The 17,839-nt window shown below is 57.8% G+C and carries 21 protein-coding genes; 5 read left to right on the top strand and 16 right to left on the bottom strand.

Features of this window, described 5'->3' with window-relative positions; all coding sequences use genetic code 11:
- Positions 1 to 20: 20 nt before the first annotated feature.
- Positions 21 to 983: an ArdC family protein gene (locus CD58_RS18575; protein ID WP_025214499.1), complete on the bottom strand. Its 963-nt coding sequence runs from the start codon at positions 981 to 983 to the stop codon at positions 21 to 23.
- Positions 984 to 1,113: 130 nt separating this feature from the next.
- Positions 1,114 to 1,443, bottom strand: a complete 330-nt coding sequence (locus CD58_RS18570; protein ID WP_025214498.1) for a hypothetical protein — start codon at positions 1,441 to 1,443, stop codon at positions 1,114 to 1,116.
- A 451-nt stretch (positions 1,444 to 1,894) separates the two neighbouring features.
- Between CD58_RS18570 and CD58_RS18565 the strand changes: the two genes are divergently transcribed.
- Positions 1,895 to 2,305 carry a DUF3742 family protein gene (locus CD58_RS18565; RefSeq protein ID WP_025214497.1) on the top strand — a complete coding sequence of 137 codons (411 nt, stop codon included), beginning with the start codon at positions 1,895 to 1,897 and terminating at the stop codon, positions 2,303 to 2,305.
- Here CD58_RS18565 and CD58_RS18560 read toward each other — a convergent pair.
- The 5 genes from CD58_RS18560 to CD58_RS18540 form a co-directional block, all read right to left on the bottom strand.
- Entirely contained in the window at positions 2,298 to 3,836 is a 1,539-nt protein-coding gene (locus CD58_RS18560; protein ID WP_025214496.1) for a conjugal transfer protein TraG N-terminal domain-containing protein, read from the bottom strand. The genes CD58_RS18565 and CD58_RS18560 overlap by 8 nt on opposite strands.
- Positions 3,837 to 3,846: 10 nt before the next feature.
- Positions 3,847 to 4,155 carry a hypothetical protein gene (locus CD58_RS18555; protein WP_025214495.1) on the bottom strand — a complete coding sequence of 103 codons (309 nt, stop codon included), beginning with the start codon at positions 4,153 to 4,155 and terminating at the stop codon, positions 3,847 to 3,849.
- Positions 4,156 to 4,158: 3 nt separating this feature from the next.
- On the bottom strand, positions 4,159 to 5,541 hold the full coding sequence (locus CD58_RS18550; RefSeq protein WP_025214494.1) for an integrating conjugative element protein: 1,383 nt from the start codon (positions 5,539 to 5,541) through the stop codon (positions 4,159 to 4,161).
- Entirely contained in the window at positions 5,538 to 6,494 is a 957-nt protein-coding gene (locus CD58_RS18545) for a TIGR03756 family integrating conjugative element protein (protein WP_025214493.1), read from the bottom strand. The genes CD58_RS18550 and CD58_RS18545 overlap by 4 nt, the downstream gene beginning before the upstream one ends.
- Positions 6,495 to 6,609: 115 nt before the next feature.
- Positions 6,610 to 6,864 carry a helix-turn-helix domain-containing protein gene (locus CD58_RS18540; RefSeq protein ID WP_025214492.1) on the bottom strand — a complete coding sequence of 85 codons (255 nt, stop codon included), beginning with the start codon at positions 6,862 to 6,864 and terminating at the stop codon, positions 6,610 to 6,612.
- A 158-nt stretch (positions 6,865 to 7,022) separates the two neighbouring features.
- On the opposite strand from CD58_RS18540, the gene CD58_RS29405 reads away from it, so the two are divergent.
- The 3 genes from CD58_RS29405 (at position 7,023) to CD58_RS18530 (ending at position 8,457) form a co-directional block, all read left to right on the top strand.
- Positions 7,023 to 7,280 carry a LasR-specific antiactivator QslA gene (locus CD58_RS29405; protein WP_080712583.1) on the top strand — a complete coding sequence of 86 codons (258 nt, stop codon included), beginning with the start codon at positions 7,023 to 7,025 and terminating at the stop codon, positions 7,278 to 7,280.
- A gap of 185 nt (positions 7,281 to 7,465) precedes the next feature.
- Entirely contained in the window at positions 7,466 to 7,714 is a 249-nt protein-coding gene (locus CD58_RS18535) for a hypothetical protein (RefSeq protein ID WP_017529804.1), read from the top strand.
- Positions 7,711 to 8,457 (top strand): zeta toxin family protein, encoded by a 747-nt coding sequence (locus tag CD58_RS18530; RefSeq protein ID WP_025214491.1) that lies wholly within the window; start codon positions 7,711 to 7,713, stop codon positions 8,455 to 8,457. Before CD58_RS18535 ends, CD58_RS18530 begins: the two co-directional genes overlap by 4 nt.
- A 24-nt stretch (positions 8,458 to 8,481) precedes the next feature.
- Here the strand turns inward: CD58_RS18530 and CD58_RS18525 are convergent, their stop codons facing one another.
- Genes CD58_RS18525 through CD58_RS29400 form a run of 9 tightly spaced genes read right to left on the bottom strand, consistent with a single transcriptional unit; the run spans position 8,482 to position 15,940 of the window.
- A complete protein-coding gene (locus CD58_RS18525) occupies positions 8,482 to 11,229 on the bottom strand; it encodes a conjugative transfer ATPase (RefSeq protein WP_025214490.1) in 2,748 nt (915 codons plus the stop codon).
- Complete coding sequence (locus tag CD58_RS18520) at positions 11,229 to 11,645, bottom strand: TIGR03751 family conjugal transfer lipoprotein (RefSeq protein ID WP_025214489.1); 417 nt, start codon at positions 11,643 to 11,645, stop codon at positions 11,229 to 11,231. The genes CD58_RS18525 and CD58_RS18520 overlap by 1 nt, the downstream gene beginning before the upstream one ends.
- Positions 11,608 to 13,125, bottom strand: coding sequence for a TIGR03752 family integrating conjugative element protein (locus tag CD58_RS18515; protein WP_025214488.1), 1,518 nt, complete (start codon positions 13,123 to 13,125; stop codon positions 11,608 to 11,610). The genes CD58_RS18520 and CD58_RS18515 overlap by 38 nt, the downstream gene beginning before the upstream one ends.
- A complete protein-coding gene (locus CD58_RS18510; protein WP_025214487.1) occupies positions 13,115 to 13,927 on the bottom strand; it encodes a TIGR03749 family integrating conjugative element protein in 813 nt (270 codons plus the stop codon). The genes CD58_RS18515 and CD58_RS18510 overlap by 11 nt, the downstream gene beginning before the upstream one ends.
- Positions 13,924 to 14,565 (bottom strand): PFL_4703 family integrating conjugative element protein, encoded by a 642-nt coding sequence (locus CD58_RS18505; protein WP_025214486.1) that lies wholly within the window; start codon positions 14,563 to 14,565, stop codon positions 13,924 to 13,926. The genes CD58_RS18510 and CD58_RS18505 overlap by 4 nt, the downstream gene beginning before the upstream one ends.
- Positions 14,562 to 14,975, bottom strand: coding sequence for a TIGR03750 family conjugal transfer protein (locus CD58_RS18500; protein ID WP_025214485.1), 414 nt, complete (start codon positions 14,973 to 14,975; stop codon positions 14,562 to 14,564). The genes CD58_RS18505 and CD58_RS18500 overlap by 4 nt, the downstream gene beginning before the upstream one ends.
- Before the next feature lie 7 nt (positions 14,976 to 14,982).
- Complete coding sequence (locus CD58_RS18495) at positions 14,983 to 15,354, bottom strand: TIGR03745 family integrating conjugative element membrane protein (protein ID WP_025214484.1); 372 nt, start codon at positions 15,352 to 15,354, stop codon at positions 14,983 to 14,985.
- A 17-nt stretch (positions 15,355 to 15,371) separates the two neighbouring features.
- The gene (locus CD58_RS18490; RefSeq protein WP_025214483.1) at positions 15,372 to 15,611 is read right to left on the bottom strand and encodes a TIGR03758 family integrating conjugative element protein; all 240 of its coding nucleotides are present in this window, start codon (positions 15,609 to 15,611) and stop codon (positions 15,372 to 15,374) included.
- The gene (locus tag CD58_RS29400) at positions 15,608 to 15,940 is read right to left on the bottom strand and encodes an RAQPRD family integrative conjugative element protein (protein ID WP_080712582.1); all 333 of its coding nucleotides are present in this window, start codon (positions 15,938 to 15,940) and stop codon (positions 15,608 to 15,610) included. Before CD58_RS29400 ends, CD58_RS18490 begins: the two co-directional genes overlap by 4 nt.
- A gap of 136 nt (positions 15,941 to 16,076) precedes the next feature.
- On the opposite strand from CD58_RS29400, the gene CD58_RS18480 reads away from it, so the two are divergent.
- Positions 16,077 to 17,828: a hypothetical protein gene (locus CD58_RS18480; RefSeq protein ID WP_038436692.1), complete on the top strand. Its 1,752-nt coding sequence runs from the start codon at positions 16,077 to 16,079 to the stop codon at positions 17,826 to 17,828.
- The last annotated feature ends 11 nt before the right edge of the window (positions 17,829 to 17,839 follow it).

The following is a 17,839-nucleotide window of genomic DNA, read 5'->3' as shown; positions in this document are numbered from 1 at the left end:
TTGCAGTAGTGAGGTGGCGATCAGGCGCCATCGTTCAGGCATCGCGAGCCATCCATTCCCGACTGCTTCCGTTGCTGTTCCAGGTTAAGCACATACTCCGAGGCGCATCGGGCCTGACCACTGGCTCGGAAAATCGCGCGGTTATCAGCCTTGAGCAGGCCGAGCCAGGAGTCGATGTAGCCCTCGTGCCGAAGCTCTCCCTGTATACCGGCATATGCACATAAAAAAGCGGCACCCATTTCGGCGATCAACTCTTCAAATGCATAACCTGGCGAGCCGAATGGGCAAGGTGTGGTCACGCCTTCACGCTGCAACCGAGAGTGATGCCCAGTCCAGTGCGTCAGCTCGTGAAGCGCGGTGGCGTAGTACCCACCCTGATCGTGAAATTGCGCTTTTGTCGGCAGTTGGATGAGATCCCTGATCGGGTGGTAAAAGGCTTCGTCGGCAAATCGATGAATGATATTTGCGCCCGAACTTCGCAACAAACTTTCTGCAGCAGCGTTGGGGAAGAAGGGATCGCTCGGTTCCGTCTCGATTAAAGTTTCGTTGAGCGTTTCGAGCCCTTCCGTTTGCTCGATGTTGAACAGAAAATGTGTCCTGAGAATGCCGAAGTGAGCGACCTTGGGCTGACCGTTTTCATCGAGTACGGGTTGGCCTGATTCGGTCTGTTCCTCGCGCTCCATCGGTTTGTAGAGCACTGCCAGAGTGCTGTGCTCACCCTTACGGATGTGCCCGCCGGCTTTTTTGGCTTGATTGAAGGTCAGCCAGCGATCTTGAGTGAACCCTTGCAACCTGGCCTCGGCCCAGAGCAACGGTAAATTGATGCCCGAATAGGGACGCTGCGTGATGGCGTTGATGGGATAGGGCTGGTGATGAGTGACGTCAGTTGAGCCATTTGAGGACCAAGGTTTGATCCAGGGCGCTACGCCTTGGTCTAACGCGGTAACGATCTTGTCTGTCACGTCTTGGTAGATATTGCGCATGGCATGTTCCTCGAAAAACCGGAGGAACGCCTTGCCCGTCGGGGAGGGTTCCCCGGTGGGTGTTGATTGGATTGGTGCAGGACTGCGTATAGCCTGAGTTGGATCAGTGGCCGGGTATGGCCGTTTGCGTTTAGCGTTGCTGCTCTTCCGCAAGCGCTATCAGTAAGGCGTTAGGTTGGTCTGATGCCTGAAGCAGGCGGAGGCTCAGTCGCAGCAATGGTTCATGTTCTGCATCACTCACTGAGCCGAACTTGGCTACCTCAAACACCACGTAGGGTGCGTTTGGATCGGCCAGGTGAGCTTTGAAGGCTGCGCGTACCACATTGCTCAGCCTGTCGAGCTGCAGCTTTTCAGGATGACTTGAACCACCGAGCAATACTGCGTGTTGCCACGCGTTTGGAGTGAACACAACGGGCAAGCGCAGAGTGTTCAGTGCTTCGCTTGTGAGTGAGTCGGACATGGTGTGCCTCCGTTGAAAGCGCGAAGAAACCTGTCCCATAGGGGAAAGAATTTCCCCGCGGCGGGTTGAAGAAAAACAAGAGGGGTTAGGACGAGCCGAGCTCGAAAGACGCTCGGGAGAGCAGTAGGCGTTCATCACCGTGAAGCGTGACCGTGCGAGCCACCGAACGCTAATCGCACTTGGGGGGAACCATCACCGGAGTGACGTAGCTTTGAAGGCTCTGGCTACCTGGGAAGGTGCTGTCGATAACAGCGATCCGTACCCTCTATGTAGCTGGATGATATGGATGGGTCAACGGCCTTAGAGGCGCTGGTGCACGAGCTGCGTCTTCTGTCTTCCAGTGAAGAGTTTTTCGACCGAGCAAGCTGATAAACGGTTAAGCATGGGCGGTTTTCAGTAGTAGTCTGTAATCTCGATTTCCACAGGAACACGCTCAGAAGAGGGCGCAACCATGCCGGCTCAGCAGCCACTTCAGATCTCCCGCGCACACCGCTGGGCATATGCATGCGGTATGTCCGTAAAACGTGTTTATCGCAGGTTGAAAGGATTTGAATCTCGTGTGGCTAAACGTGCGGTGGCGACAGGTATGCCTGCGGGTGGGCTATTGGTTCGTGGGAGCTTTCTGGTTACGAAGCTGGCACTCATCCTTGGGTTGCTCTTTATCGGTTTCTGGTTGGTAGCTTCTGTCGTAACGATGATTGCTGTGATTGGTCTCCTATTGTCCAGGGCTGCCATTGATGGGGATCTTGAAGGCAATGATCCAGGTCCAGACTTTTTAGGGGCCAACTCCTATCTAGGCAATTACGACGACAACGGCCATTACATCGGGCATTCCAAATCATCGAGTAGTGACGTCAGATGATCCTTTTCGTAGCTCCCATCAACTGATCTGTGCCTTTGCTTGCCGCGCCATGCGCTGCCTTGCTCGCACTTCCTAGCATCCCTTCAAGGCTGCTGCCAATTGAGTAGCCTGCCCAGCTCATGGCAACTAGAAATAGTCCTGGCAGAACCAAGAACATCGCCCCCATCACATACTCAATCACCTGTGCCGTGACGGTTCCATCCATAAATCCGGATGTCGGCAGCGACAACAGCACCTGATTGGACGCCGAGACTTGGTTGTACAAGGTATCGAGCATGCTGGAGTCGACCCAGCGGGCCAACTCCCACCAGAAGGTCAGCATGTGCAGCGTGAACAGCGCGAACGTCACCGTCATGACGGTCTTTAGCTGGTAGGTACTGACCAGCAGGATCAGTGGCAGGCTGATGATGACGCCCATGATCAGGAAAGCCTGCACCATGGGTAGGGCGGCGCGTAGCGCATTCATCGCCGGGAAGTTGCTGAAGGAACCGAGGGCCAGCCCAGTGTTGGTCGCCAGGTTATTGAGCCCCTGATTGATCGACCCTCCGCGAGCACTGGAGCCATAGTCCTGGTACACCTGTCCGGGCGACATGGACATCGATTGTTGGCGCGGGCTGACCAGGTCGCGCAGCGTGGCATCCTCGATTTCGTTGCTTGAACGGCCAGTCAACCAGCTTTTCAGTTGAGTCAGCAGCGACGGATCAAGCTGCTCGATCAACCGTTCGCGCAACCCGATACCGCTGTCACTCCACCATTGTTTGCAAGTGGGGTAGCCCGCGCCATTCTCCAACCGTGGCAAGGAAATATCGCGGGTTTCATCATAGGGCCAGCTGACTCGCGGTGTCCGTGAGCGATCGGTGTCGTAGTAGCCCGGCGTGTCGAGAAAATAGCGTGAGCCGACCCAGGACGCATCGTGACTTTGTGCCTTGTCTAACTGAGGACGGTTGGTGAAAAGTCGAGAGCGGGAATAGCCGTAGCAGTCGCGAGTAAAATCGGCGACTTCCTGTAGCAATACCTGGTTATCGATGCGAGAACTGTCGATCTCCATGCGCATCTGTCGGATATCCGGTGCGCAGGGGATGGCCGCGGTGGCCGCTGCGGTCACTCCTTTGCTCAGGGCGTGCACCAGAAACCACCAGATTGGCACGTTTGCAGAGCGTTCGCCGATGGTGTTGAAAGTGGTACCCCAGGCAGTTTCTGCTGGCTTGGCCACGCTGACACCGCAGCGTTGGCTCGCTGCATCATCAAACGCCATTGAAGCGAGGTTTAGCGGAAAGACCGGCGCGCAGCCGAACAATACGACAATGTAGGCCAGCCAAAGCCGGTTCTCGATTCGAGGTACCGAGAGCAATCCCTTGTTGCCTTCATCTGCGCCTTGCTGACGGGCCGACAACCATTCTTGCAAGATGATCGCGCCGAAGGGCGCGGCGAACAATCCAGTATCGGATAGGATGTTCCAGATACCGTTGTTGATGATCCAGGCCAGCAGGGAAAGGTAAAACTCCAGGTAGCTGTTAGTGCTCATGAGCATGGTGGTGACCTCACAACCGAGTGAGCTCGACGCAGGTAAAGAGCAAGAGCCCTAATGTCCCGGCGCGTTTCACGCGCAGTCGGTCCTGTGGTCGATGTCGGTAGCGCCTCAGCAGGTCCCACCAGAGTGCAAAGAGGACGCCGTAGAGCAGGACACGCCACCACCGCAGATAAGGCCGTATCGATTCCAAGGCTTGCTGCCAGACCCCGAAACTGCCCAGCGCAGTGCAGCCGATCCAGGCGATCAGTGCGGCGGTCAGGATCATCCCTGCGGCGATCCCTAGACTTGAAAGCAAAGTGAATAGCAGTGAGCGTTTCATGGCTCACTTGCGCCTGGCGTCAGCGTCGTTGAGTCGGCCCGGCTCAGGGTCGCCTTGCTCGACGGTGCGCGAAGCATCGGCACCACCGGCATGCCGATCGAGCACCAGGCTGGCGGTGTTGGTGGCCAGCATCTGCCGAACCAGCAGGTCGGTCTGCAGCAGGCGGATTTCGCGTTCCAGGGCGTCGATGTTTTTCGTCAAGGCGGTCTGGGCCGGCTCGGCGGAGGCGATGTTCGGTTCGTGACTGCCTGCCAGCAGCGTGCGAAGTAGCAGCAGTGCCTTGTCTAGTACACTGGACAGGGCCGTCTCACTGGCCAGGCGCCGCGCCAGGAGTTCCTGATCAGGATCGTCGCGCAGGGCTTCGATCACACCACGGGTCACTGGCAGCATCGGGCTGGAGGCTTTGCTCAGATTGTCAGGGGTAGGCGGCAGAGAACCGGACAGCAATCCTTGCAGGGTCTTGAGATGTTCACCGTAGGCCTCCTGGATCAGCGGCGTCAGTCCGCTGCCAGCGGTAGCCCGCAGAGTCTCGCAGGTGTCGCAGGTTGCGACTTCGGTCTCGCCCAACACTCGAACAGCCCATTCGGATTCCTCTTGGGGTGAGGTCCATGCCTGGCAAATAGCGCCGCCCAGGCAATCACTGCTACTGATCGACGCGCTGTCATCCACGGACCGGTTATGCAGCAGGTTGTAGCCCGCGCGCACCACATCGGAGGTTGCCCGGATGGGTGTTTGTCCGCTACCTCCAGCCTTCTTCCCGCCGACCCAAGACACCCCATTGTTGCCGTTACGGGCCTCGGTGTTTTTCACCGCAGCCACCGCATCACCGCCGGTTTGTTCGAGGTTGCCCTGCATTTCCTGGTTCTTGGCCAATGCGCCCCAGCCGGCTTGACCGACCTTGTCCGCCATCTTCTCAGCCATGGCCTGGCAGGTCAGCTTGGAACGGTCGAAGTCGATACGCCCCTGCATCACTCCGTTGCTCAACAACTCATAGAGACCCGGGTTGGCGCGCTGGATGATCAACGCAGGCAGCGACATCACCGCTTGGGTCGCGTTCTGCACAATGCTGCCCATGATCTGCTGGAAACCTTCGGTGACGCCGTTCAACTGGTTTTGCAAGGTGTTGGTGAGGCTCATGTTTCCGCACATCATGTTCGCCTGCCAGGATCCGCCGACACCGAGCCCGTTAGGGCGATAGAGCGAGCTCGGCGAGCCCGCTGCAGAGCCGCCACCGATGGTGTACATCACTCGGTCATCGAGCACTTCGCCTTGAGTGCCTAGACGGTAATCGTCCTCGGCGGCATGGGCATGCGTGGCCACGGCGAGCAGCCCGCAGAGCAACAAGCTCATCGGGCCCAACCATGATCCTGCGAGAAGTCGACTCATGACGTACCACCTTCGAAGTCGATGCTGAACAGGAAGGTCTGTCCCTCACGCTTGCAGCAGCTATAGGGACGCCACAGCGACCAGGAGTAGCCGCCATCCACGCTCTGCACCGGTTCACTGGGGAAGATGGCACATGTGGGTTGAACCCGGGGGGAGAGCAATTGCCATTTGTGGGTCGAAGCGTCGTTTTCAACGATTGGGCCAGGCGGCCAATAACCATCGCGTGGTACGGGTGTGAGCGGGACATACACGTGCGGTTGCCAGTTGCGGGTAATGACGTCACCCGCTCGCTGCGCCATCACTGCAGCGGCTTTGAAGTCGTCGGGTTGTACCAGAAATCCTTGCCGGGGATAGACGTTGCCCCACATGTTGCCCGCGAGCTGACGACCGATTTCACGGATCCCGGGCACAAGCGACTCGGGGTAAAGGCTTTCTGGGATGCCATGACGCCAGGCCAGTGAGTCCAAAGTGCTCAGGTAATAGGGCATGAACGCAGTGGCGCCGCTGGCGCAGGCGTAGCCGGATTGCGAGGCCAGTTGCGTGGCGGCCCAGCCACCTGGATGACCGATGGCATCAACGTTTTTGAAACGAGGCAGATTATCGCGCTGGGTGTTCGGCGTGATCAGGTTACCGCCTCCTTCCGCACCACTGATAGGAGAGGATAGGGTGGCCATCTCGGTCCAAGGATTGGCACCGGTGGTGGCATAGCTCGAGACCACCAGCTCAGGAATGAAGTGACGAACCTTGGTTGAGGTTTTAACCGTGCAGCCGAAGGGGGTGCAGAGCAACCAAAAGCAGATGCCGACGACTCTGTACTCGAGGCAGTCTGGAGAAAGTACGGAGGCGGTAATGTTGCCGGTATCCAGCGCTACGCTTGACCCGGATGCCAGCAGAATGCTCAGCATCAACGGATGTAATTTCTGGGGCGAAATGTGCGGGCAGGCAGCAGACATGATCCAGGCTCTGGGTGTATGGCCTGGACAGGTTCAATAATCGAGAGAGGGGTGTCAGTGAGAAAGCCGAACGCAGGATTGTCGGTTTATAACGATCTTCTAGATCAGCAGAGGGTCATTCAGCGCTCAGCGTACGAGCAAGCGCGTCAGACTCGATGAGCAACTGATCCGTTTTGATCTCGAAAATGTTGGCGAGTTTGCAGAGGACCAATAACGACGGGTTGCCTACCCCTCGTTCGATTTGACTCACGTAGGTACGATCCACCTCGGCCATGAGCGCCAATTGCTCCTGGGTAAGGTTCTTCATGCGTCGCATCGAGCGGATATTTTCCGCGAGTTGCAGACGGAGCTGTTCGAAGTCTTGAGTCATGCGCGCAAACTGCGCCTTGAGGGACTCTCAATCCACGGGATATAGTCTACATTGGCTCTGATTCGGGCTTTTTTGATGCTTAAGCCGAGTGTCAATTTTGTTTCTATGCTGCTTAGAACAGACCGAGCATTAATAAATAATCGAAAGCTAAGGTGTCTATGGACGAAAATTACGTTTCAATTCCGGCGGCGGACGGCTGCCCGAGCCTTTTGACACCGTGGGGCAGCGAATTTGCGCCTATGATCGAACGTGGCGTGCAATGCGCCCAGGCCTGGCTTAATACACCCGGTGACGTACCACTGTGGTGGGAACTGGCGCAGTCTCGGAAGACTTGTCCGGCAGGAGAATCTCAGGATGCTTTCGAAGCAGGATTTTTATTGAGAGTTCAGCAACGGCTTCAAGGCGTTTCACCGTAGCCGTGCGGCTCCAACCCTGACGATATGGCCTACACGGGAAAATTTACTGGAAGGTATGGTTCCAGGCTCCATTCCTCTAGAATGGAGATCTGACAGAAGTGGCGTTGGTCTGTGATAAACAGATTTACGTAGCTAGGATTCTGATAAGTGCAGATTCTGCACGCTCTGAGAACGTGGAGCGCGATATGAAAGCCGACCAAGTGTTGAGTGACGATCTGGTGAGCCGACTGGAGGGTAAAATCCCAGCCATGGCTGAAGGTGCGATCAATACGGCCTATATCAACGCGCTGGCGGCCGGACGCAGCGTGATGGAAGTGATGGACGGCAAGCTCGTTGAGACGACTGCCGACGGTAAGCACAAGGTTATTCGAGTGGCCAAGCCCAAGCATAAAGTGACCTTGGGCGGGATTATCAAGGTGCACCGCTGCTCATGACCGTCCCTCGGCTGAGGGTGTTTGCCGGCCCTAATGGTTCCGGTAAAAGCACAATGAAAAGTGCCGTCCCTTCCCACCTGATCGGGATCTACATCAACCCGGATGAAATCGAAAAGGCTGCCAAAGAGGGCGGACGCCTGGAATTCAGCGATTTTCAACTGGAAGTCGAAGGCGACGAGGTTCTCGGCTTTATCAAGGCGCACCGACTGATTCGGTCGACCCAGCTCGTTGAAGAGGCATCCAATATAGACTTCAGCAATAACGGCCTGAATTTCCAGTCCGTCGCGATGAATTCCTATTTTGCTTCCGTGCTCTCTGATTTCATGCGGCACAAGCTCCTTGAAGCCCAGTTGTCTTTCACCTTCGAAACGGTGATGTCTAGCGAGGACAAAGTCGCTTTTATGCTTAAGGCAAAAGCGTCGGGATATCGAACCTACCTCTACTTTGTCGCCACTGAAGATCCTGACATCAATATCAACAGGGTCAAGAACCGTGTCGCGGCAGGTGGGCACCCAGTCCCCACGGAAAAAATTGTGCAGCGCTACGGTCGTTGCCTGAACCTATTGCCAGCAGCCATCGCAGCCTCGAACCGGGCTTATATCTTTGATAACTCCGGCGCTGATCTGGTGCTGCTCGCTGAAGTAACAGACGGGACTGACCTTGAATTCAGGGCTGATGAGATCCCTGACTGGTTCATGCAAGCCTACGTGGAGAAGGTTTTCAAGGATTTGCTGCCGGGTTGATCGAAACCTAGGATCAGCTCCGTTTCACTTAATTCCTCGCATCCTATCGATCCGTTCAGCTACCCGGTAAGCCGCCTCCAGTTCCGAGCAGCCGGTGCTCTGCATCAGTGTCCAGCGTTCGGCTTTTTCCTCGGGCTCCGTCATGGCCAGGGCGAGATAAAGACTTGGCGGCACGGCCCGAAACAGCGTCTCGAGCTTCTTCGATAGCACGACCCCCTCAGTGTATTTCCCCGGCTCCTTACTGGCGGAGAGCAGCAAGGCTTTCTGTGCCGGCGTGAGTTTCTTGAACCGTGCGATTTCTTCGATTTCCGCGGGCGGCATGTTCAAGCAAATCCACCATTCGATCATGTTGAGCATGGTCTGCGCGGCGGTGGGGAAGTCGGCAAGGTTTTGCGTCGCCAGCCAGAACCACGCGCCGAGCTTGCGCCACATCTTCGTGCCCTTGACCACGAAGGGTGCCAGCAGCGGGTTCTTGGTGATGATATGGCCCTCGTCGGTGACCATGATGATCGGTCGGCCCAGGTACTGGTCTCGTTCGGCAAGGTTATTCACGGTGTTCATCAGGCTGATGTAGCTGATGGACATCTGTGCCTCGTAGCCTTCGCGAGCGTAGGTGGCCAGATCGACAATGGTCACATCGCTCTCGGGCCAAGGCGTGCCTTCACGATCGAACAGTTCACCCTCGAAACCCTGGCAAAACAGGTCCATGGACTCGCCCATTTCCTGGGCACGCTCACGACGCTTCTCCGGCAAATGCGGGTCGGCGGCGACGCGCAGCAACGCGTCGCGCACGTCGCGGGTCAGTACCTGGCGCTCCGCTGCGACACAAGTCTGTGCCGCATCTAGGATGCACTCGCGAATCAAGCTGCGATCGGCTCGACTCAGGCGCGCTTCTTCCTTGGCTTCGCCGCCGGTGATCATCAGGCGGGCGGTGATTTCCAGTTCGCCGAGAACATCGCGCTGGTCTTCGCGACTGGTTACCACCTCATCGTCCCACTCATCGATCGATAGACTCGCCACCTGATCCGGCTGCTCGACCAGGCGCCAGGCATCGGCGAACGGGGCGAGGCTGACCGCGGTACCAGGTTTCAATTGGACCTTGTTGACCGACAGGCCTTGCGTTGCGAAGTAGTCGCCCTGTAAACCGAATGAGTTACCGGCCTCAACGATGAACAGGCGAGGGCGGTACACCGCCATGACCTGCATCAGCAGGGTGACCAGGGTGGCCGACTTACCGGCGCCGGTCGGGCCGAATAACAGCAGATGGCCGTTCATGGCTCGGTCTAGGCGTGACAACGGATCAAAGCTCAACGGCGAGCCACCACGATTGAACAGTGTGATGCCCGGGTGGCCGGTGCCGGTGCTGCGACCCCAGATGGGAACGAGATTTGCCAAGTGTTGAGCGAACATCAGGCGTGTGTACCAGTTGCGTGTGTCGCGGGCCGGGTTGTAAGTCATCGGCAGCCAACGCAGGTAACTGTTGCACGCGGCGACTTCATCACCCTCACGTACCGGTTGCAGCCCCGCGCCCAACAGCGCGTTGGCCAGGCTGACCGATCGCTGGTGCAATTGCTGTTCATCGTGACCGCGCACGTAAAATGCCAGGGTGCCCCGGTATAGCTTGTGCTGACGGCCGATGATCGCGCGAGCCTCTTCAACATCCTGGCGGGTCTGGGTCGAGGCCAGGTTTTCACCGATGGCTTTGCGCGCCAGACGGTTCAGCTGCTCCTCGAGCACATCTTGGGGTTTGACCACCAGGGTCAGACTCATCACCGTGCCTTCGGGTAACTGGTCGAACAGCGCATTCACCGCGTCGCCCTTGCGAGTTTCACCAGTGAGTTGACCAATCAAGGGAGGCCGCCGCAGTTTGTCCACCACCATGACCCGATGGGGTTGTCCATCGAAGTACCAAAGTCCCTGTTGCACATCCGAACGCGGTTCGTTGAAAAACAGCCGCTCGGCGAAGTCGTGATCGAAGGGTAACTCCAGCGACTCGCCATCACTTGACTCCGGATAGGCCACGCATTGGTAGAAATCCTCGGGCGCTTCATCCGTGAGCCTGGGCGCCGGATTGAACCAGGGCAACAACCAAGCATACAGACCGTGGCCATCGACTCGCGCCGATTGCACCCCGCATGCCTGCAACGAAGCCACGATACGTTCGCAAGCCTGTTGCAGGGATTGCACCGGGGTAAGTCCCGTCTCCTCAATGCCATCCTCAAGCCAGCGATAGATCACCAGGCGCACCCGTCGATTATTGCCGCGCCAGGGTAGGCGCGTGACGGCCTTGTCCTCGAACAGACCTCCCGGCTTGGCGATGGCCTTCAGATGACGACGACTGAGTTCCAAAAACGTTTCGGTGAAGACCGTGCCTCGCGCGCTGTCTTGAATATAATCGGTGAGCCGCGTCAGGTAGGGGGTGAAATCGTTATCGTCCTGGCAGAAAAACTGCGCCACCCAAGGCGCTTGGTCCAGTTCGTCAAAGCTATCCTGCAGGGCGTCTTCGAGGGCATCGCGGGCTGTCACAAGCCAATCGGGTTCGCGCCCTTCAGTGCCGATGGGCAGCAACTCGAACACCGCCCCCACCGAGCGATTGTCATCCAGTAGAAAACACTGCTCGGTGTCGAGGTATTCGACCCAAGGCAGATGATCGGTGAAGCTGGGGTTGTGTACATACAGTGCAGCTTCATCGGCCAAGGTGGCACGAGGGCGCAATGGGTGGCGCCAGGCTTTCCACGCAGAAGTGCGGCTGCCCGAATCGCCGGTACGCACTACAAGTCTTCCTGACGTTCACCCGGCAATGCGTACTGCACCCGTTGGTAGAACGGAAAGACGGTCGAGTAACCTGGGATCGGTGCCTGCTCGGTACCACTCAGGTGCGGGTACACGTACAGCACCAGATCGGGATTGGGCAGGCGAGGGAACAGATTGTGGATCTCGTTCGCCGCTGTACGCGTATACGGCTCTTGGAGGGAGACCGAGAAATCTGCTGGGGCTAACGGGCGGCGTAACTGCTGCCGAGCATCCAGCAGTTGCTGCTGAGTGCCTTGCGAACCGGCGTTGTTCCAGATGTCCAGCATGGTTTGCTCGCCATGGGGCAGCAGCGTCTCCTTATCGGTGGAACACCCCGTCAGGACCAAGGAAAACACGCTAATCCAGGTCAGGCAGAGAAACGTGGTCTTTTTCATGGCGAACGCTCCGGCCCTTGGGCTCGTAGTCGATAGTAATTTCATGGTCGAGGTGCAGCGCGACTTGGGCGGCCGGTGGCACGTACACGGCAGCAAAGGTCTCGCCATACAGTTTGTTGATCCACTCGCGAATGTCGCTGACCCCACCACTGAGAATTGAATTCAGCGCGCTATTGCCACTGCTGCTGGTGACCCCAAGCGTACTGCCGCCCGAACTGATCACGCTGCTGTTGTTCTGCTCATCCCCGAGCAAGGCGGCCACACCGGCGCCGGCGGCAGTGATCAAGCTCTGGCTGCCGAGGTACTGTTGAGCGTTTGAGCGGCGTTCGCCGGCAATGCACGGGATGCCATATGGATCGGACAGGTAACCGAGTCCGCCACGAATCTTGTCGGTGTTCGAGCTCTGGGTGGTGGAGGCATTGCGGCTGGCTACCGCCTTCGGCTCAGGCACCGTGCGGATGGTGCCGTCTGTGAATACGAAAGTGATCGACTCGACCTGTCCGCGTACGCACGACAGGGTCCAATCACCGGACGCCGTGCCGCTCATTACGGCACCCGCGACGTCTGGCAGGTCGATCCCGTTGGCGGTCAGGTTCTCCGGGCCGACTAAGACTTTGAAGGGATAGGGATCATTCACGGTGCCGTCGACTGGGACTCGGCCGATCAGCGCGGTCATGGCGACCGAACCCATCAATGTTGCGTTTTCGGGAATGGTGTAGACCGGCTTCGCGCCTTCGGTACGATCAGCGGAGCGTGTCAGGTCACGTTCACCCTTGGTGACCTCGCGTAACTGCTTCTGGCTGCGGTCGATGGCATTGTCCTTCAAATCCTCCAGTGAGTTGAAGGCAGCAGGCAGACTCAGGGCGGACGCGGTTTTGGTTTTGTCCTGGGCATCGGTGGGCAGAGCATCCGAGGGCTCAATCCACTGCAGTACATCATTAGCAGAATGCTGCCCTTCGAACTGAGCACCGTCGCCCGGCTCAAGCCCCAATCCGATCGGCATTTCCTTGCCTTTGCCGGTCAGCCCCGACAGCTGTTCCTGCAATTGCGTCAGCAAACCACGGGCCTGGCGACTGTCTTGTTCCGCTTTGAGCCGGGCCTCGTTGGCTTGGCGACGGCCTTCGTCGACCTGCTGGGTCACGCTGCCAAGCGCCGTCTGGATACGCGAATCGACGCTGCTTTCCCGCTCGCGAAGGCGGTTGTTCTCCGCCAGCAGCGAATCGTTGTGTTTTTTCAGGCCGAGCATGTCGCTGCGCATGGCCTTCACCTGGCCGACCAAGGTGGCAACCGTGTCGCGTGGGGTATCACCCGCAATACCGAGCGACTTGGCCTGCTCGGCGGATAATTGGAGGTTGTCCTGAGCCGTCGGACTTTCTGGCGAAGGCGTGGTACCACCCGCGACCCAAGATTTCAGGATGATGAACACCACGCCGAGCAGCACAGCCGGTACCAGCCATTTGAGCAAGGCGTTAGCTTTCATCGTCAGCACCTCGCGCGATGGGCGGAGGCAGCACGGCGCGTTCGAGGCCGGCACCGTGGGTGACAAGATAGACAACCGTGGCGTCTTCAGGGCTGCCGATAGGCCCAAGGAAATCATGTTGGAAGGTCGCGGCGAACAACTTGGCCTGAAGCTGGCGCGGATCGAGTTGCACCGTCACTGAACCACGGTTGCGCAACTTCACCGCCGTCACCCAGTACTCCCCGAGTCGCCAGGCGGCGATGGGTGTGCCGGACACGTTTTCGGTCGGCAGCAGGTTTGGCAGTTCGGTGCGCAGCTTGAGCGGGACGCGGCGTACACCGGGCAGGGACTCCACGGTGCGCAACGGCGCGTACAGACTCTGTGCGGCATAGCGCGTCAAAGCGACCGGGATCGGCGTGCGTTCTTGAACAGGGGCGGTGCTAGATTCAGCCTCGGTAGCTTGCACCTGAGCATTCTTGAGAATACGCACGGGCTCCAACGGTTGATCGCCAGGCGTGGCCGCGATGTCCAGCAGGATGATCTCGCCCGTCGCGACTGATTGCAGTTGCAGTCGGGTCGGTGCAATGGCTTCCGACGCCCGCAGGTACAGCGTGCCACCGGCTGATTGCACGCGTAGCTTGCCCGTCAGGGTTGAGGGCACACCGACGCGAACAGCCTCATCGACAAAGATCACCCGCTCCTGATTGATCACCAGTGGGACCGCGAGGGGGAGGCGTTCCCAGTGCATCAGTTCGACGGCCTGCGTTGCCGCTCCCCATAGCATCAGTGCGACGGTGAGTCCCAGTGTAGACATCCGCTTCATGGCTCACCTCCAGGCAGGGAGAGCTTTTGCGGAGTGCCCTGATAACAATCCAGTGCCAGCCCCCACTTATTGCGTTCGGGGTCCAGATCAAAACGCACCACACGCAATGGATAACGCACCACCACCCGTTTCACCGGTTCGGCGGCGTAATACTCATCGGCGTTGAGGTCGAGTTTGACCAGCCAGCTGTCGCGATCGAGTTGCTTGACCCTGAGTTCCGGATCTTCGCTATAGCCTCGGCCCAGAATTTCGTAGACGCCACGTACCCGCTGGCGCAGCTCGCCAGCGGCCTTGCGGTACTCGTAGTCACCGTCGAGGAAGGCCTTGCAGGCGGGTGTAAGGTAGGACTGCAAGCCATAGATTGCGCGGCGATAGTCCTGCTCGCCATCCGAGGGCCAGCGGTTGAGCTGACCAAAAATATACAGGGCAAAGGCATACACATTCTCTGAAGGGATATCCCACCACTTGCGCGTGCTGCCCGAGCGCAGATCCGGTGGTACATGCACGGTCAGATCGGTGGGTGCTGAGCGCCAGCCGTACCAGAGCCCGGCACAGACCAGGGCAAGGATCATTACCGCCAGGCGCAGGCTGAAGATATGGGCCTGTTGGGCATCCACCTTGTTCCGAAAGCGGCTCATGGCTGCCACCGGGACAGGGCAGGACGCAGCCGACGTGAACGGCGGACCGTCCAGCCACCGGAGTGGAGAATCAGATTGCCGCGACCCAAGCGCCAACGGCTAGCCAGTATCCATTCGATCTTGCGGTACAACCAGGTCTCGGGACGGGCCCGTTTGGCTCGACGCAAAAGCGTGCCACCGGCCAACAACACCACGGCCATGCCTGCGATCATGCCGGTCGGCGCTACGGCAATGGAAGCGGTGGCGGTCGCCAGAGGAACGCCCAGCAGCAGGCCGATGACTGCGCCGGTACCCAGCGCTACCCAGATCTCATCATTGGTCAAACCGCGCAGTACGGCAGGGTTGCGATTGAGTCGCTCGGGCAGAAAAACCAAGGTGCCGTCGGCAAAGCGTTCGATAGTGTCGTTCATGCCAACCTCACAGAATTGCAGCAGCCTTGGTCAGGAACCAGATGATGATCACCACTAGCAGGGCGCCGATACCGACCACCGCGCCGAGATCTTTCCAGGTCTTGCGCTGGTTTTGCACGTCGGCATACACGGTCAACGAATGCCAGGCCACCCCTAAGAAGGCGAGCAGGGCGATCAGAAGGCCGAGCAGGATGCCGCCGTCGTAGGCATAGTTTTTGATCGTCTCGATCAGGCCGGTTCCTTCGCCGCGGGAAGGAGCTTCCATGGTCGGTAGTTCAGCAAAAGCCAGGCCTGGACCGAGCACTAGCAGCAGACCGATCAAGCGCTGGCTGGCACGATCACACAGGTTGTTTTTCAGAGGGGCAAAACATTTGAGCATGGCGGTGATCTCCTGGATTAGGACAGGGTAAAAAACATCAAAACCAGCAAGGTGAGCAGGACACGGGCAGTACTGCCGCCAAACGCGCCGAAGCGCACACTGCCGGCCGCCCATCCCCGGTAAGCGTTCCAGATCACCCATGCACACCAAAGCAAAGCCAGGACGAGAACCAGTGACAGCCACAGTGTCGAACTGCTCTGTGCCGAGACGCCGGAGGCATTTTGGAACGCTGAGCTCTGCGCGTCAGTCATGCTCATGGCAAAGGCTCCGCAGGCGGAGTGTCAACGCGGTAATCGCCGATCAGTTCAGTGGGATCGCGGGGTTGAGCGCGAGAGGGGGAAAGGTAGCCCTGCACACCATGACGGATGCGTTGGATGTCCCGAATCAGGCGGGGATAGTCGAAGCGATAGCGCTCGTCGGGTTCAGACCTGTTGGCTGTCTCAGTACGTGTCGCAAGGCGTTCGATAATGTTGAGTTGCTGCTGGACGAGGCTGAGCTGATCCTGCTCATGAGCAGATGCGGCGTAGCTGCTGCCATCGACGATAGCCAGCGAGAGTAGTAAACAGCGAAAGACGGTAGTTGGCATGATGCTGGCCCATGTTGATCTGGGAAAAGAATCAAGTCAGAGGTCGAATTGTTCATTAAGAAACTTGAGGTGTGATCAGTCGCTTTTTCGGGGAGTGGACTGATAGGCTGTTTGCGACACTCAAGGAGAAGGACTGATGTTTGATTACGTGGGGAGATTTCCTATTCCGACCGACCTGCTACCGCAGCGGTTGCGCTCACTGCTAGAACCAGTGGGAACTGATCCGTTGCAGAGAGTCGAGGTGAGTAGTTTCACGGAAACCGAACGCTCAGAGTCGAACCGCGAGACGGTTCATATGTTGATGGCTGTAGTTCCCGATGACGGTAACGCGATACCCGTTCTACATAGTCAGGGTGTGGTGGCGCACGGGGTTCCGACTCCAAGTGAGAAAGGGGGCGTGAAAGACTTCACACCGAATGTGAGCGGGTATGACTACATCGTTGCCTCCTGGGGCAGCAGCTTGTTCTTCACATACACCTTGGCCGAGAAGGTATGGATGGCGTTGGGTTTAACGCCACGATGCATTGGCAATGAGCATCAGCGTTTGGTTTACGACGATTTGAGCCTTCCAGAGTTCGGAGTCGCTGAAGGTGAGGTTTCGCTGCAATACCACTTCAAGCCGTCCCGGGATGTTAATTGGTTCATGTCAAACGAGTATCTGCGCAAGTATCTGTGGTTGAGGGGAGGACGCGGCGTTCGCCATTTCTTCTATCAGGCGACGCTCGCAGACAGCCCGCAACTGCGCAAGCTGATGAACGGGGAACGTTTTCATTCTCTTGGCGAGCCGGGGAGCTGGCTTGATGGCGATCTTCGGGAAACAGAGAACGGCTTACTGCTCCAGGTATGGGCGACAGTAGTGGCAGTTTCCTGCAACCTCTGCCCTCAGCAGACAGCTGATGGGCTGACTTGGCCAGGTGTTGCTGGAAAGGTTACGCACGCTAGTGCCAATGACATCATGAGAAATGATACGACGGTCTATCTCGACGACAGATTTCTCGAACGTTATGAACAAAACAGCTTGTACGGAAGCACACCTGTAGACGCGCATGGTGGCTGGTATTGCAGTCCATCTTATCTTGGGCAGTGGTCTTTCACTGGGTGCCGGAGAATCGGGCGAAACCTAATCGAGGTGGATTTACGGGATCTGTACAAAGGCGTCCCGGAGCGGGAAACATTGCATGCTCATGTCCACGCCCTGGATCCTGCGATCGTGAAACAGTGCGACCTGACTGAAGAACACATCGTTTCCAAAGTTGATCGGTTCCTCACGCAAATGCTGTCCTTGGGAGAAAACCTTTCTCGGCTTGGGACCGCGCTGGGCATCGAAAAACCGGCTGTTGAACTGCTCGGGTTCTCACGGGAAGAAGTTGCAGCCGATGGCTGGCTACATTATCCGCAGGTTGCAAAACTCGCTCAGTTCGCGCCCTTGAACATGACCCAGCAGGCCTTTCTCGCTCGATGCAAATCCATCCATGAAATTTGGCAGAAGCTGCCCGACGGTTTCCTCAAACAGCTTCTGGAAGCTATGGGTGTCCCGAGAAAGTTGATCGCCACTTTGGGGAAGCTAAAGCTTCTGCAGTGCTTACTGAACATCCTGACCAGGTTCGACGAAAACTGCGAGGCATCGGACGCACTAAAAAGCAAGGATGAACCAGAAGGCTGGAATGCGAAAAACAGCGACATTGCAATGCTGTTCGTCACCTACGATCTTCGCATTGCCGATGCCCATGACGCCGTGAGCAAGATCGAGAGGTTGCAGGATCAAGACTTCGACACGGCTACATTGCATCAAGGTTATGGTCGTGCGCTCGACTTTGTCCTAGATGGCGTCATCGACGCCTTCACGGCAATCAATAGTCCCCTGGGCCGTATCCTGGCACGCGCATGATGTGGCAGGGC

Source organism: Pseudomonas brassicacearum (assembly GCF_000585995.1).
GTDB classification, from domain to species: Bacteria; Pseudomonadota; Gammaproteobacteria; order Pseudomonadales; family Pseudomonadaceae; genus Aquipseudomonas; species Aquipseudomonas brassicacearum_A.
This window is presented reverse-complemented; position numbering and strand designations above follow the sequence as displayed.

Bases quoted from the DNA above. Each gene is read 5' to 3' on its own strand.
- CD58_RS18575 (WP_025214499.1), bottom strand. From the start codon at position 983: ATGCGCAATATCTACCAAGACGTGACAGACAAGATCGTTACCGCGTTA.
- CD58_RS18570 (WP_025214498.1), bottom strand. From the start codon at position 1,443: ATGTCCGACTCACTCACAAGCGAAGCACTGAACACTCTGCGCTTGCCC.
- CD58_RS18565 (WP_025214497.1), top strand. From the start codon at position 1,895: ATGCCGGCTCAGCAGCCACTTCAGATCTCCCGCGCACACCGCTGGGCA.
- CD58_RS18560 (WP_025214496.1), bottom strand. From the start codon at position 3,836: ATGCTCATGAGCACTAACAGCTACCTGGAGTTTTACCTTTCCCTGCTG.
- CD58_RS18555 (WP_025214495.1), bottom strand. From the start codon at position 4,155: ATGAAACGCTCACTGCTATTCACTTTGCTTTCAAGTCTAGGGATCGCC.
- CD58_RS18550 (WP_025214494.1), bottom strand. From the start codon at position 5,541: ATGAGTCGACTTCTCGCAGGATCATGGTTGGGCCCGATGAGCTTGTTG.
- CD58_RS18545 (WP_025214493.1), bottom strand. From the start codon at position 6,494: ATGTCTGCTGCCTGCCCGCACATTTCGCCCCAGAAATTACATCCGTTG.
- CD58_RS18540 (WP_025214492.1), bottom strand. From the start codon at position 6,864: ATGACTCAAGACTTCGAACAGCTCCGTCTGCAACTCGCGGAAAATATC.
- CD58_RS29405 (WP_080712583.1), top strand. From the start codon at position 7,023: ATGGACGAAAATTACGTTTCAATTCCGGCGGCGGACGGCTGCCCGAGC.
- CD58_RS18535 (WP_017529804.1), top strand. From the start codon at position 7,466: ATGAAAGCCGACCAAGTGTTGAGTGACGATCTGGTGAGCCGACTGGAG.
- CD58_RS18530 (WP_025214491.1), top strand. From the start codon at position 7,711: ATGACCGTCCCTCGGCTGAGGGTGTTTGCCGGCCCTAATGGTTCCGGT.
- CD58_RS18520 (WP_025214489.1), bottom strand. From the start codon at position 11,645: ATGAAAAAGACCACGTTTCTCTGCCTGACCTGGATTAGCGTGTTTTCC.
- CD58_RS18515 (WP_025214488.1), bottom strand. From the start codon at position 13,125: ATGAAAGCTAACGCCTTGCTCAAATGGCTGGTACCGGCTGTGCTGCTC.
- CD58_RS18510 (WP_025214487.1), bottom strand. From the start codon at position 13,927: ATGAAGCGGATGTCTACACTGGGACTCACCGTCGCACTGATGCTATGG.
- CD58_RS18505 (WP_025214486.1), bottom strand. From the start codon at position 14,565: ATGAGCCGCTTTCGGAACAAGGTGGATGCCCAACAGGCCCATATCTTC.
- CD58_RS18500 (WP_025214485.1), bottom strand. From the start codon at position 14,975: ATGAACGACACTATCGAACGCTTTGCCGACGGCACCTTGGTTTTTCTG.
- CD58_RS18495 (WP_025214484.1), bottom strand. From the start codon at position 15,354: ATGCTCAAATGTTTTGCCCCTCTGAAAAACAACCTGTGTGATCGTGCC.
- CD58_RS18490 (WP_025214483.1), bottom strand. From the start codon at position 15,611: ATGAGCATGACTGACGCGCAGAGCTCAGCGTTCCAAAATGCCTCCGGC.
- CD58_RS29400 (WP_080712582.1), bottom strand. From the start codon at position 15,940: ATGCCAACTACCGTCTTTCGCTGTTTACTACTCTCGCTGGCTATCGTC.
- CD58_RS18480 (WP_038436692.1), top strand. From the start codon at position 16,077: ATGTTTGATTACGTGGGGAGATTTCCTATTCCGACCGACCTGCTACCG.